Consider the following 18008-nt stretch of genomic DNA (forward strand, 5'->3'; position numbering starts at 1 on the left):
TTCAGATTTGTGAGGGGGGCGACGGGCGATGCACGGCCTATGGACGAACGATCCGACGCGGCGGAGCCGCCGGCGGCGACCCTGGCGCACAGCTGCGCGCAGACGCGGCCGTCACACCAGCCATCACCACCACCGCAGGCACAGCGGACGCAGGCACGCTCACCCAACGCACCGGGACCCGAGGGACCCGGGAGCGGTGCGGACCGGGAGGGTCCGGTGACAGCGCCGACGCCTGTGACGACCACCCGCCCCGGAGCGCTGCGGGCACAGCCTCCGGCGGGAATGCCGCACTACCGGCCGCCGATCACCGGCGGCGGGACCGGCGTGGTCCGCCAACTCGTCCTGGCCCTGATCTGCGCGGGATACGCCGTCGGTTCCGCGTTCGACTGGGGCTCGAACCAAGTCGCCCTGTTCATGGGTGACTTCGGTCTGACCGCGGCCGCCGGCACGGCCGCCGTGTCCTGCTTCTGCTACGCCCGCTCCCCGCGGGTCCGCTTTCGACCCGCCTGGCTGCTGTTCGCCCTCTCCTCGGCGATGGCGGCCCTGGGCAACGCGGTCTGGGGGTGGTACGAGGTCGTGCTGCACAGGCCCGTGCCCAGCCCCAGCTACGCCGACCTGTTCTTCCTGTGCTTCGCGCCGCCCGCCATCGTCGGTCTGCTGGTGCTGGCCAAGCGGCCGATGACCAAGGCCGGCTGGATCTGCCTGGCGCTGGACGCCTGGCTGATCGGCGGCTCCCTGCTCACCCTGTCGTGGAGCCTCGCGCTCGCCCAGGCCGCCCGGCTCGACGGGCCCAGCGTCGCGCACACCGCGCTCTCGCTGGCGTACCCGCTGCTGGACATCGCCCTGATCAGCATGGTGCTCGCGCTGCACTTCCGGCGCTCGCCGGGCAACCGCACCGCGGTGAACACCGCGATCGGCGCGCTCGCCCTGACCGTGATGTGCGACGCCCTGTTCACCTCGCCGCTGCTGCACAGCAGTTACCACTCCGGTCAGCTGCTGGACGCGGGCTGGTTCGCCGGCTCGCTGCTGCTCGCGTACGCGCCCTGGGCCGCGCCCCGGCAGCAGGGCGCCCCGGAGCCCGAGGGGCACACGCGAGTGGTCCACGAGCATGTGCCTGGCGGACGGGCCCCGGCGCCGAAGAAGGCGCCCGTGCCCACCCCGGGGGGCGATCACCTCCGGTACCCGGCGGGCCGCCCCCTGTCCGGCTCCCTGGCCGCGCTCACCCCGTATCTGGCCGCCGCCGTGTGCACCCTTGGCATCCTGTACAACGTGCTCAACGGCCGCAGCCCGGACCACGTCGTCCTGATCACCGCCGGCTGTGTGGTCCTCGCGCTCGTCGTACGCCAGGGCATCATGCTGCTCGACAACATCACCCTCACCCAGGAACTGGCGCATCAGGAGAACCACTTCCGCTCCCTGGTGCAGGGCTCCAGCGACGTCATCATGATCGCCGCGCCCAACGGCATCCTCCGGTACGTCTCCCCGGCCGCCGCCGGGGTCTACGGACGGCCCGCCGAGGACCTGGTGGGCTCGGAACTGGCCAACCTCATCCACCCGGAGGACCTTGGCTGTGTGGTGCACGAGGTGCGCCGCTTCCTCGCCGCCAACCCCCTGGAGGAAGCCACCACCCGTATCGAGTGCCGTTTCCGGTCCGGCGACGGCGGCTGGCTCAATGTCGAGTCCACCGTCAACCGGCACCACGGCGGCCTCATCTTCAACAGCCGGGACGTGACCGAAAGAGTGCGCCTGCAGGCGCAGCTCCAGCACAACGCCGAGCACGACCCGCTCACCGACCTGCCCAACCGCGCCCTGTTCACCCGGCGGGTGCAGCAGGCCCTGTCCGGCCGCCGTTCCTCCGACCGGGGCCCCGCCCTGCGGAACACGGCCGTGCTCTTCATCGACCTGGACGGCTTCAAGGCCGTCAACGACACGATCGGGCACCAGGCCGGGGACGATCTGCTCGTCCATGCCGCACGCAGACTCCAGGACGCGGTCCGTCAGGGCGACACCGCCTCCCGCCTTGGCGGCGACGAGTTCGCGGCGCTGATCGTCGGTGACGGCACCCGTGACCGCAGTGCCAGAGAGCGGCACATCCTGGAGCTCGCCGACCGCCTCAGGGTGACCCTCTCGCAGCCGTACGCCATTGACGGCAACGATGTCCGTGTCAACGCGTCCATCGGTGTCGCCTTCGCCGAACCGGGCCTGGGCGCCGGGGAGTTGCTGCGCAACGCAGACCTGGCGATGTACCGCGCCAAGTCGGCGGGAAAGGGCCGCGTCGAGCTGTACAAGCCACAGATGCAGCAGGACGTCGTACGCAAGGCCGAACTGGCCACCCGGCTGCGGGCCGCCCTGCACGACGGCGAGTTCGCGCTGCTGCACCAGCCCGTGGTGTGCCTGGAGAGCGGCCGGATCGACTCGGTCTCCGCGCAGGCGCGCTGGCGCTCCTCGCAGGGGGTACTGTTCACTCCGGCCGAGTTCCTGCGGGTCGCGGAGGACAGCGACAAGACCTCCGAGCTGGACCGCTGGATCCTCCAGGAGGCGGTCGAACAGGCCGCCGAGCGGGCGGCCAACGGGCTCGTGGTGCCGGTCGCGGTCCGGACGTGTGCCCGGCGGCTGCTCGACCGGTCCTCGCCGCTCGGCTCCGTGGAGGCCCTGCTCACCCGGCACGGCCTGCCGTCGGGGGCGCTGGTCCTGGAGCTGTCCGACACCGACCCCAGGGTTCCGCTGGACGAGCTGGAGCGGCGCCTGACCGCCCTCAGCCGGCACGGGGTCCGGATCGCACTGGACGGCTTCGGCAGCGGCTACGCGGCGATCACCGCCCTCCGGAAGCTCCCCGTGGACATGCTCAAGCTCGACCGCAGTCTGGTCGAGGGGGTCGTCGAGTCACCCCGGCTGCACAAGATCACCAGCGGACTGCTGCGGATCGCCGGCGATCTCGGACTCCAGTCGGTGGCCGAGGGCGTGGACCTGCCCGAACAGGTCACGGCGCTGCGCGCGATGGGGTGCACCCATGGGATGGGCATGGCCTTCTCCGGCCCGGTGGACGAGTACCGGCTGCGCCGGGCCCTCGGTTCCGGCCACTATCCGGTTCCGCACGCACCGGCCGAGCCGGCCTTCGCGGGCGGTGGCGGTGGGGTGTACACCAGTGGTGTGCCCGCGGTACTCGGAGGCGGCAGTGCCCTTCGCTCACATAATGAGACTCCCGTCCCACCCACTTGACACGTGGTGCGCGTCAGAGGGAGGGTCAGTTCCATGCGCACCCGAATTCTCGTACTTGGACAGCGCGTCGGCTGAGCTGGGACCCACCGGAGAAGGATCCGGAACCCCCAGCGACCACACCGGCGCGCTCCCCTCGCTTGCCTTCTGGCACGAGGGGTTTTTTGTTGCACCAGCACCAGACGTACGGCAGCAGAAATCCGTACGAACCTCGCAAAAACCCTCAGCATCGAGAAGAGAATGCCGATGACCGAGCAGGCCACCGGGGCCCACCATCCGCAGCCGCGGCCCCGTTCCGGAGGACAGCAGCCCCCGACCGTCGAGCACGTCACGGGTGCGAAGTCCCTCATCCGCTCCCTCGAGGAGGTCGGCGCTGACACGGTATTCGGCATCCCCGGCGGCGCGATCCTGCCGGCCTACGACCCGCTGATGGACTCCACCCGGGTGCGCCACGTCCTGTGCCGGCACGAGCAGGGCGCCGGTCACGCGGCCACCGGCTACGCGCAGGCCACCGGCAAGGTCGGTGTCTGCATGGCCACCTCGGGGCCGGGTGCCACCAACCTGGTGACGCCGATCGCGGACGCGCACATGGACTCGGTGCCGCTCGTGGCGATCACCGGGCAGGTCGCGTCCTCCTCGATCGGCACGGACGCCTTCCAGGAGGCGGACATCGTCGGCATCACCATGCCGATCACCAAGCACAACTTCCTGGTCACCAAGGCCGAGGACATCCCGCGGATCATCGCCCAGGCGTTCCACATCGCCTCCACCGGCCGTCCCGGTCCGGTCCTGGTCGACATCGCCAAGGACGCCCTCCAGGCGAAGACCACCTTCTCCTGGCCGCCGGTCATGGACCTGCCCGGCTACCGTCCGGTGACCAAGCCGCACGCCAAGCAGATCCGCGAGGGCGCCAAGCTGATCACCCAGGCCAAGCGGCCCGTCCTCTACGTCGGCGGCGGTGTCATCAAGGCCGGCGCCACCGCCGAGCTGAAGGTGCTCGCCGAACTCACCGGAGCGCCCGTCACCACCACCCTGATGGCGCTCGGCGCATTCCCCGACAGCCACCCGCTGCACGTGGGAATGCCGGGCATGCACGGTGCGGTCACCGCCGTCACCGCGCTGCAGAAGGCCGACCTGATCGTCGCCCTCGGCACCCGCTTCGACGACCGTGTCACCGGCAAGCTGGACAGCTTCGCCCCGCACGCCAAGATCGTCCACGCCGACATCGACCCCGCGGAGATCGGCAAGAACCGCGCCGCCGACGTGCCGATCGTCGGTGACGCCCGCGAGGTCATCGCCGACCTGATCCAGGCGGTGCAGAAGGAGCACAGCGAGGGCCACCAGGGCGACTACACCGCCTGGTGGAAGGACCTCAACCGGTGGCGCGAGACCTACCCGCTGGGCTACGACCAGCCGGAGAACGGTTCGCTCTCCCCGCAGCAGGTCATCGAGCGCATCGGACAGCTCGCCCCGGAGGGCACGATCTTCGCGGCGGGCGTCGGCCAGCACCAGATGTGGGCCGCGCACTACGTGCAGTACGAGAAGCCCGCCACCTGGCTGAACTCCGGCGGCGCCGGAACCATGGGCTACGCGGTCCCGGCCGCCATGGGCGCCAAGGCCGGCGCGCCCGGCAGCACCGTCTGGGCGATCGACGGCGACGGCTGCTTCCAGATGACCAACCAGGAACTGACCACCTGCGCCCTGAACAACATCCCGATCAAGGTCGGCATCATCAACAACGGCGCCCTCGGGATGGTCCGCCAGTGGCAGACCCTCTTCTACAACCAGCGGTACTCCAACACCGTGCTGCACTCCGGGCCGGACGACGTCAACCCGGACGCCCGCGGCACCCGCGTCCCCGACTTCGTGAAGCTGTCGGAGGCCATGGGCTGCTACGCGATCCGCTGCGAGTCCCCGGACGACCTCGACAAGGTCATCGAAGAGGCGAACTCCGTCAACGACCGCCCGGTCGTCGTGGACTTCATCGTCCACGAGGACGCGATGGTGTGGCCGATGGTCGCCGCCGGCACCTCCAACGACGAGATCATGGCCGCCCGGGACGTTCGCCCCGACTTCGGCGACAACGAAGACGACTGAGCGAGAGAGACGTAAAAGACCATGTCCAAGCACACGCTCTCCGTTCTGGTGGAGAACAAGCCGGGCATCCTCGCCCGGATCGCCGCGCTGTTCTCCCGCCGGGGCTTCAACATCGACTCGCTCGCCGTCGGTGTCACCGAGCACCCCGACATCTCCCGCATCACGATCGTGGTGAGTGTCGAAGCCCTGCCGCTGGAGCAGGTCACCAAGCAGCTCAACAAGCTCGTCGAGGTGCTGAAGATCGTCGAACTGGAGCCGGGTGCGGCCGTTCAGCGGGAACTCGTTCTGGTGAAGGTGCGCGCCGACAACGAGACGCGTTCCCAGATCGTCGAGATCGTCCAGCTGTTCCGCGCCAAGACCGTCGACGTCTCCCCGGAGGCCGTCACCATCGAGGCCACCGGCAGCAGCGAGAAGCTGACCGCCATGCTCAAGATGCTGGAGCCGTTCGGCATCAAGGAGCTGGTGCAGTCCGGCACGATCGCGATCGGCCGTGGCGCCCGTTCGATCACCGACCGTTCGCTGCGCGCACTCGACCGTTCTGCGTAAGGCTGGAACCGGGCGGCCGTCGGCCGTCGGCCGCCCGGATACCGAGACCCCGAGACTTCCCTTCCGCCCTCCGTCATACGGTGGGACGCACCAACCGCACCCCAAGGAGAGAACCCAAAGTGGCCGAGCTGTTCTACGACGCCGACGCCGACCTGTCCATCATCCAGGGCCGCAAGGTCGCGGTCATCGGCTACGGCAGTCAGGGCCACGCCCACGCCCTGTCGCTGCGTGACTCCGGTGTCGACGTGCGGGTCGGTCTGCACGAGGGCTCCAAGTCCAAGGCGAAGGCCGAGGAGCAGGGCCTGCGTGTGGTGACCCCGGCCGAGGCCGCCGCCGAGGCCGACGTCATCATGATCCTCGTCCCGGACCCGATCCAGGCCCAGGTCTACGAGGAGTCCATCGCCCCGAACCTGAACGACGGCGACGCCCTGTTCTTCGGCCACGGCCTGAACATCCGCTACGGCTTCATCAAGCCCCCGGCCGGGGTCGACGTGTGCATGGTCGCCCCGAAGGGCCCGGGCCACCTGGTGCGCCGTCAGTACGAGGAGGGCCGCGGCGTTCCCTGCATCGTGGCCGTCGAGCAGGACGCCACCGGAGGCGGCTTCGCGCTGGCCCTGTCGTACGCGAAGGGCATCGGCGGCACCCGCGCCGGCGTCATCAAGACGACCTTCACCGAGGAGACCGAGACCGACCTGTTCGGTGAGCAGGCCGTCCTCTGCGGTGGCACCTCCGCCCTGGTCAAGGCCGGTTTCGAGACCCTGGTCGAGGCCGGCTACCAGCCGGAGATCGCCTACTTCGAGTGCCTGCACGAGCTGAAGCTGATCGTGGACCTGATGTACGAGGGCGGCCTGGAGAAGATGCGCTGGTCGGTCTCCGAGACCGCCGAGTGGGGCGACTACGTCACCGGCCCGCGGATCATCACCGACGCCACCAAGGCCGAGATGAAGAAGGTCCTCGCCGAGATCCAGGACGGCACCTTCGCCCGTAACTGGATGGACGAGTACCACGGCGGTCTGAAGAAGTACAACGAGTACAAGAAGCAGGACTCCGAGCACCTGCTGGAGACCACCGGCAAGCAGCTGCGCAAGCTGATGTCGTGGGTGAACGAAGAGGCGTGAGCCCCGGGTGACGGGGCCGGAGCGGAGTGCTTCGGCCCCTTGTCCGCCCCGTCGAATCTCGGACGGGTGATCCTTCCGCAGAGGCGCAGGACGACCACCATCACGCCACTAGACTGCCGTACTACATACGCGTCAGGCCCACAGCGTCGTGCGTCTCCACGCGCCAGTACCCTCCACCGCCAGCGGCCGTCGGGACGGCCGTCCGCATTGGACATGTGAGGACTCACGTGAGCTCGAAACCTGTCGTACTCATCGCTGAAGAGCTGTCGCCCGCCACCGTCGACGCGCTGGGCCCGGACTTCGAGATCCGGCACACCAACGGAGCAGACCGAGCCGAGCTGCTCCCGGCCATCGCCGACGTGGACGCGATCCTGATCCGCTCCGCCACCAAGGTCGACGCCGAGGCCATCGCCGCGGCGAAGAAGCTGAAGGTCGTCGCACGAGCCGGCGTCGGCCTGGACAACGTCGACGTCTCCGCCGCCACCAAGGCCGGCGTGATGGTCGTCAACGCGCCGACCTCCAACATCGTGACCGCCGCCGAACTCGCCTGCGGTCTGCTGATCTCCGCCGCCCGCCACATTCCGCAGGCGAACTCCGCGCTCAAGAACGGCGAGTGGAAGCGCAGCAAGTACACGGGTGTCGAGCTCGCCGAGAAGACCCTCGGTGTCGTCGGCCTGGGCCGCATCGGCGCCCTGGTCGCGCAGCGCATGTCCGCCTTCGGCATGAAGGTCGTCGCCTACGACCCCTATATCCAGCCCGCTCGCGCCGCGCAGATGGGCGTGAAGGTCCTGTCGCTGGACGAACTCCTCGAGGTCGCCGACTTCATCACCGTGCACCTGCCGAAGACCCCGGAGACGGTCGGCCTGATCGGCGACGAGGCGCTGCGCAAGGTCAAGCCGTCCGTGCGCATCGTCAACGCGGCGCGCGGTGGCATCGTCGACGAGGAGGCGCTGTACGCGGCGCTCAAGGAGGGCCGGGTGGCCGGTGCCGGCCTCGACGTGTACTCGAAGGAGCCGTGCACCGACTCGCCGCTCTTCGAGCTCGACCAGGTCGTCTGCACCCCGCACCTCGGTGCCTCCACCGACGAGGCCCAGGAGAAGGCGGGCATCGCGGTCGCCAAGTCCGTCCGCCTCGCCCTCGCCGGCGAGCTGGTCCCGGACGCGGTGAACGTCCAGGGCGGGGTCATCGCCGAGGACGTCAAGCCGGGCCTGCCGCTCGCCGAGCGCCTCGGCCGTATCTTCACCGCGCTCGCCGGTGAGGTCGCGGTCCGCCTCGACGTCGAGGTCTACGGCGAGATCACCCAGCACGACGTGAAGGTGCTGGAACTGTCCGCGCTCAAGGGTGTCTTCGAGGACGTCGTCGCCGAGACCGTCTCCTATGTCAACGCCCCGCTGTTCGCGCAGGAGCGCGGTGTCGAGGTCCGCCTCACCACCAGCTCGGAGTCGGCCGACCACCGCAACGTGGTGACCGTGCGCGGCACCCTCGGCAGCGGCGAGGAGGTCTCGGTCTCCGGCACGCTGACCGGCCCGAAGAACATCCAGAAGATCGTCGCGGTCGGCGACTACGACGTCGACCTCGCGATCGCCGACCACCTGCTGGTGCTGCGCTACGAGGACCGGCCGGGCGTCGTCGGCACCGTCGGCCGCATCCTCGGCGAGGCGGGCATCAACATCGCCGGTATGCAGGTCTCCCGGTCGATCGCCGGTGGCGAGGCGCTGGCCGTCCTGACCGTCGACGACACGGTGACCTCCGGTGTGCTGGCCGAGGTCGAGGCGGAGATCGGGGCGACCTCGGCCCGGTCCGTGAACCTCGTCTGACGACAACTGCCGCAAACGCCGGGTGGGCTGACGCAGGTCAGCCCACCCGGCGTTCGTATGTCCGCCTACCTGCCGACCCTCCGCAGCGTCACCCCTGCCCCCACCGCCGCCACCACCAGCAGCACCGCCCCCGCGATCGCCGCCCCCTGCATCCCGCTGGTGAACGCCTCCCGTGCGGTCCGCAGCAGGGCCTCTCCCGTGGGCCCCGGCAGCCGGCTCGCCGTGGCCAGCGCGCCGCCCAGCGTCTCGCGGGCCTCCGCCGGAGCCGTGGCCGGCATCTCGTGGCGGTAGACCGCCGTACCGATCGACCCCAGGACGGCCATACCGAGCGCCCCGCCGAACTCCGCGCCGGTCTCCAGCAGCGAGGAGGCCGTGCCCGCCCGTTCCACCGGGGCACTGGTCATCGCGAGATCGGTCAGCTGGGACATGATCGCGACCATCCCGCAGGCCAGCACACCGGCCCCGGCCAGCACCAGCCACAGTGAGTCGGTGCCGACGAGGGCGAGCAGCGCGAACCCGGCCGCCATGGCCGTGAAGCCGCCGGCGACGACAAGGCCCCGGTCGACACCCCGCTGGACCAGCTGCGCCGTGACCGGACCGGCGACCCCGACGAAGACGGAGGGCAGCAGACTCCACAGCGCCGCCTCCAGCGGGCTCTTGCCGAGCACCGCCTGCAGATACTGCGTGGTGAAGATGGCCGAACCCATCATGGCGAGCGAGGCGACGAGGTTCAGGACCAGCGCCGGGGTGAAGCCATGGCCGGTCAGCAGGGCCGGCGGGATCAGCGGGGAGGCGCTGGTGCGCTGGCGGTGGACGAACAGCGCCGCGAAGAGCAGGCCGACGGTGATCGAGACGACGTACAGCGGGCGCCAGCCCTCGGAGGGGATCTCCTTCACGCCGTAGATCACGGGGAGCACGGCGGCCATCGAGAGCGGAACGCTCAGCCAGTCGAAGCGGCCGGGGGAGGGGTTCCTGGACTCCGGGAGCAGGAACGGGCCGAGCACCAGCAGCAGCGCCATCGCGGGCAGATTGACCAGGAAGACCGAGCCCCACCAGAAGTGCTCCACGAGGATCCCGCTCATCACCGAGCCCAGCGCGATCCCGCCCGTCATCACCCCGGACCACAGGCCGATCGCCTTCGCGCGCTGACCGGGGTCGGTGAACATCGTGCGCAGCAGGGCCATCGTCGACGGCATCAGGGTCGCGCCGCCGATGCCGAGGACCGCGCGGGCGGCGATCAGGGTCCCGGCGCTGTCCGCGTACGCGGCGAGCAGCGAGGCGCCGCCGAAGGCCGCGGCGCCGATCAGCAGCAGGCGTCGGCGGCCGACGCGGTCGCCCAGCGCGCCCATCGTCATCAGCAGACCGGCCAGGACGAAGCCGTAGATGTCCAGGATCCACAGCTGCTGGGTGCCGCTCGGCCGGAGGTCGGCGCCGATCGCCGGAAGGGCGAAGTAGAGGACCGAGACGTCCATCGAGACAAGGAGCAGCGGAAGCATCAGCACGCCGAGCGCGGTCCATTCGCGGCGCCCTGCAAGGGAGTTGGTCTCACGTGTGGTCGTGGTCGTGCTCGTCGTGTTCGTCACGCCAAGGAATGTACGGGCGTCTTACACGCTTGTCTAGAACAGTTGTATAGTTCATGTGTCTAGGACGGTTGTATGGATCCCGGGGTAGGGTGGTCCGCATGGGACACCGTGAGGATCTGCTGGCAGGCGCCAAGCGCTGCCTGCTGGAGAAGGGGTTCGCGCGGACGACGGCGCGCGACATCGTCAGGGAGTCGGGGACCAACCTCGCCTCGATCGGCTACCACTACGGCTCCAAGGACGCGCTGCTCGCGCAGGCCTACATCGCCCTGGTGGAGGAGATGTCCTTCGAGGGCGGCGACGGCGGGCTCACCGGGGCGCCCGGCTCGCTGGAGCGGTTCCGTGAGGTGTGGTCGAACATCGTCGAGAGCATGCGCGGGCCCGGTTCGATGTGGCGGCTCAGCGTGGAGATCGTGACGATGGGCGATCAGATGCCGGAAGTACGCGACCAGTTGGCGCGCGCCCAGCGGGAGGGCGGCCGGGGGCTGACCTCGCTGCTGATGGGCGTCCCCGAGGAGGAGGTCTCCGACGAGACCGCCGACACCCTCGGCCGCTTCTACATGACCCTGATGTCGGGCCTGATCTCGCAGTGGACCTTCGACCCGAAGACGGCCCCCGACGGCGACGCGCTCACCGAGGGCCTGCGCCAGATCGTCGAGGCCGCCACTCGGGCCTGACTTGCGGTCGGCCGAGGGGGTGGGTAATCACCGCGGGCAGCCCTCGGCGCTGCCAGGCGCGCAGGTGTTCGCCGCGCCCGGCCCCGGGGCTGGCGCCGAGCATCGCCGCCGAGGCCGCGCGGGCCGGGAACCGGAGATGGTCACCGAACAGTGGCGGGCGCTCCACGGTGACGCTGACGCCGCGCGTGGCGGGGTAGATCCAGACGGGGTTCTCCGGTGTGGGCCCGCACAGCCCGTCCGGAAGCCCGAACGTGTCGTTGGCGACGCTGCCGCTGCCGCTGCCGTACCGCTCGTCGAACAGCTCCCTGCCCTCCGGGACGATGCCCGTCCTGTGCAGGTAGTCCGAGAGCCGGCCGCTGGCGGCTACAGCCGCGCGCCCTTCAACGCCATGTGCAGCAGCAGGCGGGCCTCCCCGTCGTCCAGGTCGAGGCCGGTGAGCTGTTCGACGCGGGACAGGCGGTAGTACAGGGTCTGCCGGTGGATGCCGAGGGCGGCGGCCGTGCGGCCCGCCTGGCCCGCGCAGTCCAGGTACGCCTCGGCGGTATGGGCCAGTTCCCGGTGGGCCGGGGTGAGCAGGACGGCCACCGCCGGATCGTGGGCGGCCTCCGGCGGCAGCGCGGTCAGCAGGCGGTACGGGCCGATGTGCGCCCACTCGGCGACCGGTCCGAACCGGGGCTCGGCCAGTGCGGCGCGGGTGGCCGCGGCGGCCTCCTGCCAGACCGTGCCCAGCTCGGCAAGGCCGGCCCGGGCCTCGCCCACCCCCGCGGCGCAGCCCGGTGCCGCCGCGCCCGTGAACCCCGCGGCGACGGCGGCGGCCGTGCGCGCCCCGGCTTCGCGCGCCGAGGCCGACCGTGCCGACCGCGCCTCCTCCGCCTCCTTGAGCAGCCGGGTGGCGGCCGTCAGGGCGGGGGTGGCCGCGTCCGTGCTGCGCAGCCGGACCAGGACGGCGAGGCTGTGGCCCGTCGCCCCCCACGGCAGCGTGCACAGGGCGGTGGCGTGCGGGACCGTGCGCGGGGACGGGGCGTCGTCCGGGTCGGCGGACGGCCAGGGGGCGACACAGACCATGGTGTGCGGACCGTCCGCGCGGGCGCCGAGGGCGGTACGGAGTTCGGCCACCGCCATGTCCCGCTGCCAGCCGCGCTCCGCGACCAGCACCGCCCGCAGCTCCCGGCTCAGCCCCGCCCCCGCCTGCGCCTCGTCCGCGAGCAGCGCGCCGATCCGCCCCGCCACCCCCATGGCGGCGGCCAGCTGGGCGTCCGTCGGACCCGGATCGTCGTCGAGCAGCCAGACATAGCCGAGGACGACACCCCGATGGCGTACCGGCAGACAGATCCTTCCCCGGTACACCCCCGCCTCCGGCGTCGGCGGGATACGGACCGGTCCGGTGGCCCGGGTGATGCCGAATCCCTCGAACCAGGAGCGGACCGCCGCCGTGGAGCGCCGGGTCAGGATCGACCGGGTCCTGACCGGGTCCAGCGCCGACGGATCCAGGTCGCCCTCACTGTCGTACGCCCCGAAGACGATCAGCTCGAAGTCGCGGTTCTCCAGGGTCGCCGGGACGCCCAGCAGCTCGGAGATCTCGTCGACCAGCTCCTGGTAGTCACCCTTGAATTCCGACGTCACCCGGGCATTCTCCCGCATTTCACGGAGGCCTTCATACATCTGTCTGAGATCTGTGGCACGGATGCGTGACAGCTGTCGATGGCCCACGATCGGAGAGATCCCTAACTTTCACGGTGGTTCTCCGTGCCGTATCCACATCGTCGGATCGCGGCCGTTCTGGCATGTGTTGTGGAGGTGCCCCGTGCTGGGTCCCGTGATTCTCGCCGCGTCGCGCAGCGACCGGATGCGACGCCTCGTCTCGGCTGCGCCGGTGACGAAGCAGGTCGTCGACCGCTTCATCCCCGGTGAGTCGGTCGACGACATCGTCCCGATCATCGAGGAGCTCACCGGCCGCGGCCTGGAGCTGACCATGGACGTGGTCGGCGAGGACATCACCACCCCGGAGCAGGCAACCGCCGCCCGGGACGCCTACCTGGCACTCGTCGAGCGTCTGGAGGACCTCGGTCTCGGCGAGCGCGTCGAGATGTCGGTGAAGCTGTCCATGTTCGGACAGGCGCTGGACGGGGGTCACGAGCTCGCGCTCGCGAACGTCCGCCCGGTCGTCGAGGCCGCCGCCGCCATCGGTACGACCGTCACCCTCGACGCCGAGGACCACACCACCCTCGACTCGATGTTCGCCATCCACGAGGAGCTGCGCGGGGACTTCCCGCAGACCGGCTGCGTCATCCAGGCCTACCTCTTCCGCACCGAGGCCGACGCCCGCCGCCTCGCCGAGGCCGGCAGCCGCGTCCGCCTGGTCAAGGGCGCCTACAAGGAGCCGGCCGAGGTCGCCTACCAGCAGAAGCACGAGATCGACAAGGCGTACGTGCGGATCCTCAGGACTCTCATGGAGGGCGACGGGTACCCGATGGTCGGCTCCCACGACCCGCGCCTCATCTCCATAGCCCAGGAACTCGCCCGCCGCGCCGGGCGCAAGCTCGACGAGTACGAGTTCCAGATGCTCTACGGCATCCGCAGCGACGAGCACCTGCGGCTGGCCGCCGAGGGCCACCGGATGCGCGTCTACACCGCCTACGGCACCGACTGGTACGGCTACTTCATGCGGAGGCTCGCGGAGAAGCCGGCGAATCTGCGCTTCTTCGTCCGCTCGATGGTCACCACGGGCTGAACCCGAACACCCGCTCACGTACAAGGAGTTACGGATCTCATGGACGCTGTGACCCAGGTCCCCACCCCCGTCAACGAGCCGGTGCACGGCTACGCCCCCGGCTCGCCCGAGCGCGCCCGTCTGGAGGCCAAGCTCAAGGAGCTGGCCGAGAACCCGATCGAGCTGCCGATGACCATCGGTGGCGAAAAGCGGCTCGGCGGCGGTGAGCCCTTCCAGGTCGTCCAGCCGCACAACCACAAGGCCGTCATCGGCACGGGCCGGCACGCCACCCAGCAGGACGCCCGGGACGCCGTCGACGCGGCCCTCGCCGCCGCGCCCGCCTGGCGCGCGATGTCCTTCGATGACCGCGCGGCGATCATCCTGCGCGCCGCCGAACTGCTCTCCGGCCCCTGGCGCGAGACCATCGCCGCCTCCACCATGCTCGGCCAGTCCAAGACCGCCCAGCAGGCCGAGATCGACACGCCCTGCGAGCTGATCGACTTCTGGCGGTTCAACGTCCACTACGCCCGTCAGATCCTCGCGGAGCAGCCCCCGGCCAACTCCCCGGGCGTCTGGAACCGTATGGACCACCGCCCGCTGGAGGGCTTCGTCTACGCGATCACGCCCTTCAACTTCAGCGCGATCGCGGGCAACCTGCCCACCGCTCCCGCGCTGATGGGCAACGTGGTGGTCTGGAAGCCGTCCCCGACCCAGACCCACGCGGCCGTCCTGCTGATGCAGCTGCTGGAGGAGGCCGGGCTGCCCAAGGGCGTCATCAACCTCGTCACCGGTGACGGCATCGAGGTGTCGAAGGTCGCCCTTGAGCACCGCGACCTCGCCGGCATCCACTTCACCGGCTCCACGAAGACCTTCCAGCACCTGTGGAAGACCGTCGGCAACAACATCGAGAAGTACCGCACCTATCCGCGTCTGGTCGGTGAGACCGGCGGCAAGGACTTCCTCGTCGCCCACCCGTCGGCCGACCGCGCGGTGCTGAAGACCGCCCTGACCCGGGGTGCCTTCGAGTACCAGGGCCAGAAGTGCTCGGCGACCTCCCGCGCCTACATCCCCGCGTCCATCTGGAACTCCGGCTTCCGCGAGGAGTTCGCCGCCGAGGTCGACTACCTGACCATGGGTGACGTCACCGACCTGACGAACTTCATCGGCGCCGTGATCGACGAGCGTGCCTTCGCCAAGAACAAGGCCGCGATCGACCGCGCGAAGACCGACCCGGCCTGCGAGATCGTCGCGGGCGGCTCCTACGACGACTCGGTCGGCTACTTCGTCCGCCCGACGGTCGTCGTGTGCAGCGACCCGGAGAACGAGGTCTTCCGCACGGAGTACTTCGGCCCGTTCCTCGCCGTGCACGTCTACGAGGACGACCAGTACGACGAGATGCTGACCCAGATGGAGTCGGTGTCCGACTACGCGCTCACCGGCTCGGTCATCGCCAACGACCGTGAGGCGGCGGCGTACACGATGGAGAAGCTGCGCTACGCGGCCGGCAACTTCTACATCAACGACAAGTCGACCGGTGCCGTCGTCGGCCAGCAGCCCTTCGGCGGCGGCCGCGCCTCCGGCACCAACGACAAGGCCGGCGCCCCGCAGAACCTGCTGCGCTGGACGCTGACCCGTGCGATCAAGGAGACCCTGGTCGCGCCGACCGACTACACCTACCCGCACATGGGCTGACCCACAGCCCGCCCGAGCTCGGGCCGGGAAGCCTGACCCACGAGCAGGCTTCCCGGCCCGTTCCCATGCGGGGGCGGCGAGGCGGGGCTCAGGTGGGTGGGTCCGGGAAGTCCGGCGGGTCGGGCGGATCCGGTGCGTCGGGCGGATCCGGTGCGTCGGGTGCATCCGGGAGGTCCGGCGGGTCTGGTGGGTCCGGCATGCCTCGATGGAACCCGTCACTCCTGCGGGGCGCGGCGGCTTGTCCGGTCCTCCACCGTCAGCGCGCTCCGGAACCGGTCCCCGGCCTCGGTGCCGGGGGCCGCCGAGAGGATCACGATCTTCAGCTCCGAGTCGCCGTCCGTCAGGACGTCGCAGTCCACCTCCACCGGCCCCACCCTCGGATGCTCGACCGTCTTGCGGTCCTCGCGGTGGGCCGCCACCGTGCCGTTCGCCCACAGCCGGGCGAACCGCGGGTTGCCTTCGGTCAGTTCGCGGACCAGCTCGGCGAGGCGGGCGTCGTGCGGGAAGCGGCCGGTGGCGCGGCGCAGGTCGGACGCGATGGCGAGGTCGGAGTCGTCGTAGTCCTCCACGACCACCGGCCAGGACGAGACGCGCGCGTGCGCGGAGCCGACAGGGAACCTCGAGCGGGCGAAGTTGCGCAGTTCCGGCGGTATGGCCGCCGGATCGCCGAGCAGCCCGGCCCAGCCGGGGTTCCACCAGAGCAGCTGCCAGTACGCGGTGAACACGGCTACCGCGACGTCCCCGAGCCGGTTCAGCACGCGGTGCACACCCGGCGGGAGGCGGTCGGGGACCGGACCGCCGTCCGGTGGCGCGAGCCCGGCCATCCGGTGCAGGTGTTCGCGCTCGGTGCCGGTCAGCCGCAGGGCGCGGGCGAGGGCGGCGACCACCTGTCCGGAGGGTGCCGTCGCCCGCCCCTGCTCCAGGCGCACCACGTAGTCGACGGACACTCCGGCGCGCTCGGCGAGTTCCTCGCGGCGCAGCCCGGTCGCCCGGCGGGCCCGGCCGACCGGCAGCCCCACGTCCGACGGCGACAGCCGTTCCCGCCAGGCGCGGATGGTCGTACCAAGGTCGGTCGCCTCTTTCCCGGTCATGCTCTCCATCCTGCCTCCCCGGCGATCCTGGTACTGACGTTCCTACGGTCGGAGCGTCTCTGGCAGCGGACCGGCGCCGGGCGGACGATCGACCCATGACCATCACCTTCATCACCGGCGCCAACAAGGGCCTCGGCCGTGAGACCGCCCGCCGCCTCGTCGAGCTCGGCCACACCGTGGTCGTCGGTGCCCGTGACCCGGAGCAGGGCGCCGCGGCCGCCGAGGCGCTCGGCACGCGGTTCGTGCGGATCGACGTCACCGACGACGCCTCCGTCGCCGCCGCGGCCGCCGACGTCGCCGCCCACGAGGGCAGGATCGACGTACTGATCAACAACGCCGGTATCTCCGGCCCGCACGGGGATCCCGCAGAGCTGACCGCCGCCGGCGCCCTCGCCGTCTTCGACGTCAACCTCTTCGGTGTCATCCGTACGACCACCGCCTTCCTCCCGCTCCTGCGACGCTCGCCGGACCCGGTCATCGTCAACGTCAGCAGCGGAATGGGCTCGTTCGCCGCCACCCATGACCCGGAGCGCGTCGAGTCCTCTGTCGTCTCCCCCCTCTACACCGCCTCGAAGGCGGCCCTCACCATGCTCACCACCCAGTACGCCAAGGCCTTCAAGGACATCCGCGTCAACGCCGCCGACCCCGGCTACACGGCGACCGACCTCAACGCCCACAGCGGCCCGCAGACCGTCACCGAGGGCACCGACGCGATCGTCCGCCTGGCCACCGAGCCGTCCGACGCCGGAACGGGTCGCTTGATCGACCGCCATGGCTCCCTCGACTGGTAGTCCGTACGACACTTGGGCCATGTCTCTTCGCGTCGCCCACACCGCCGACCTCGCCCGCGCCGACCTGCGCGCCGCCCGCGCTCTCCTCTACGAGGCGTTCGGCGGGGACGTCGCCGACTCCGACTGGGAGCACGGCCTGGGCGGGATGCACGCCCTCGTCCACGACGAGGGCGGGCTCGCCGCCCATGGCTCGGTCGTCATGCGCCGAGCCCGGTACCAGGGCCGCTGGCTGCGGGTCGGCTACGTCGAGGCCGTCGCCGTACGCCCCGACACCCGCCGAAGAGGCCTGGGCGGGCAGGTGATGGCGGCCCTGGAGCGGATCATCGACCGGGCGTACGACCTCGGGGCGCTCGGTGCGAGCGACGACGGCGCCCGGCTGTACACCGCCCGAGGCTGGCAGCGCTGGTCCGGCAGGGTCTGCGCGCTGTCCCCGGACAAGGGGATCGTGCGCCTGGCGGAGGAGGAGGGCTGTGTGTTCGTGCGGCCCGGCCTCGCCGGAGACGTCCTCGACCCCGCCCACGAACTGCTCTTCGACTGGCGCGACGGCGACGTCATGTAACCCGTTCGCGCCTCCGGGACCACCCGCCCCGCCCGTCAGATCTCCAGCTCACAGCCGTGTGACCCGCTACGCCGTCTCAGATAGTAGGAAGTCCGAGTAATTGTGCAGACAGGA

At 70.6% G+C, this 18008-nt stretch carries 13 protein-coding genes; 10 read left to right on the forward strand and 3 right to left on the reverse strand.

What is annotated here, in order from left to right; all coding sequences use genetic code 11:
- Positions 1 to 216 precede the first annotated feature (216 nt).
- From ACZ7OO_RS21600 to serA, 5 genes are all read left to right on the forward strand, one after another.
- Positions 217 to 3219, forward strand: coding sequence for a putative bifunctional diguanylate cyclase/phosphodiesterase (locus ACZ7OO_RS21600; protein WP_471506635.1), 3003 nt, complete (start codon positions 217 to 219; stop codon positions 3217 to 3219).
- 243 nt (positions 3220 to 3462) lie between these two features.
- A complete protein-coding gene (locus ACZ7OO_RS21605; protein ID WP_471506637.1) occupies positions 3463 to 5313 on the forward strand; it encodes an acetolactate synthase large subunit in 1851 nt (616 codons plus the stop codon).
- A gap of 21 nt (positions 5314 to 5334) precedes the next feature.
- Positions 5335 to 5859, forward strand: a complete 525-nt coding sequence (gene ilvN / locus ACZ7OO_RS21610) for an acetolactate synthase small subunit (RefSeq protein ID WP_471506639.1) — start codon at positions 5335 to 5337, stop codon at positions 5857 to 5859.
- 119 nt (positions 5860 to 5978) lie between these two features.
- Positions 5979 to 6977: a ketol-acid reductoisomerase gene (ilvC, locus tag ACZ7OO_RS21615; RefSeq protein WP_471506641.1), complete on the forward strand. Its 999-nt coding sequence runs from the start codon at positions 5979 to 5981 to the stop codon at positions 6975 to 6977.
- Positions 6978 to 7204: 227 nt separating this feature from the next.
- Positions 7205 to 8794 carry a phosphoglycerate dehydrogenase gene (gene serA / locus ACZ7OO_RS21620; RefSeq protein ID WP_471506643.1) on the forward strand — a complete coding sequence of 530 codons (1590 nt, stop codon included), beginning with the start codon at positions 7205 to 7207 and terminating at the stop codon, positions 8792 to 8794.
- Between the two features lie 65 nt (positions 8795 to 8859).
- On the opposite strand, the gene ACZ7OO_RS21625 is transcribed toward serA, so the two are convergent.
- Positions 8860 to 10290, reverse strand: coding sequence for an MFS transporter (locus ACZ7OO_RS21625; protein WP_471506948.1), 1431 nt, complete (start codon positions 10288 to 10290; stop codon positions 8860 to 8862).
- Positions 10291 to 10475: 185 nt separating this feature from the next.
- Between ACZ7OO_RS21625 and ACZ7OO_RS21630 the strand changes: the two genes are divergently transcribed.
- Entirely contained in the window at positions 10476 to 11051 is a 576-nt protein-coding gene (locus ACZ7OO_RS21630) for a TetR/AcrR family transcriptional regulator (protein ID WP_471506645.1), read from the forward strand.
- A gap of 363 nt (positions 11052 to 11414) precedes the next feature.
- On the opposite strand, the gene ACZ7OO_RS21635 is transcribed toward ACZ7OO_RS21630, so the two are convergent.
- Positions 11415 to 12692 (reverse strand): PucR family transcriptional regulator, encoded by a 1278-nt coding sequence (locus ACZ7OO_RS21635; RefSeq protein WP_471506647.1) that lies wholly within the window; start codon positions 12690 to 12692, stop codon positions 11415 to 11417.
- Between the two features lie 163 nt (positions 12693 to 12855).
- Here ACZ7OO_RS21635 and ACZ7OO_RS21640 point away from each other — a divergent pair, with 163 nt between their 5' ends.
- Positions 12856 to 13782: a proline dehydrogenase family protein gene (locus ACZ7OO_RS21640; RefSeq protein ID WP_471506649.1), complete on the forward strand. Its 927-nt coding sequence runs from the start codon at positions 12856 to 12858 to the stop codon at positions 13780 to 13782.
- A gap of 39 nt (positions 13783 to 13821) precedes the next feature.
- Entirely contained in the window at positions 13822 to 15453 is a 1632-nt protein-coding gene (pruA, locus tag ACZ7OO_RS21645) for an L-glutamate gamma-semialdehyde dehydrogenase (RefSeq protein ID WP_471506651.1), read from the forward strand.
- A gap of 215 nt (positions 15454 to 15668) precedes the next feature.
- Here the strand turns inward: pruA and ACZ7OO_RS21650 are convergent, their stop codons facing one another.
- Positions 15669 to 16553 carry a helix-turn-helix transcriptional regulator gene (locus ACZ7OO_RS21650; RefSeq protein ID WP_471506653.1) on the reverse strand — a complete coding sequence of 295 codons (885 nt, stop codon included), beginning with the start codon at positions 16551 to 16553 and terminating at the stop codon, positions 15669 to 15671.
- An 86-nt stretch (positions 16554 to 16639) separates the two neighbouring features.
- On the opposite strand from ACZ7OO_RS21650, the gene ACZ7OO_RS21655 reads away from it, so the two are divergent.
- Both ACZ7OO_RS21655 and ACZ7OO_RS21660 read left to right on the forward strand, forming a co-directional pair.
- Positions 16640 to 17335, forward strand: a complete 696-nt coding sequence (locus ACZ7OO_RS21655; RefSeq protein ID WP_471506655.1) for an SDR family NAD(P)-dependent oxidoreductase — start codon at positions 16640 to 16642, stop codon at positions 17333 to 17335.
- On the forward strand, positions 17316 to 17894 hold the full coding sequence (locus ACZ7OO_RS21660; RefSeq protein ID WP_471506657.1) for a GNAT family N-acetyltransferase: 579 nt from the start codon (positions 17316 to 17318) through the stop codon (positions 17892 to 17894). The genes ACZ7OO_RS21655 and ACZ7OO_RS21660 overlap by 20 nt, the downstream gene beginning before the upstream one ends.
- The last annotated feature ends 114 nt before the right edge of the window (positions 17895 to 18008 follow it).

The organism is Streptomyces sp. NPDC111744 (genome assembly GCF_055634995.1).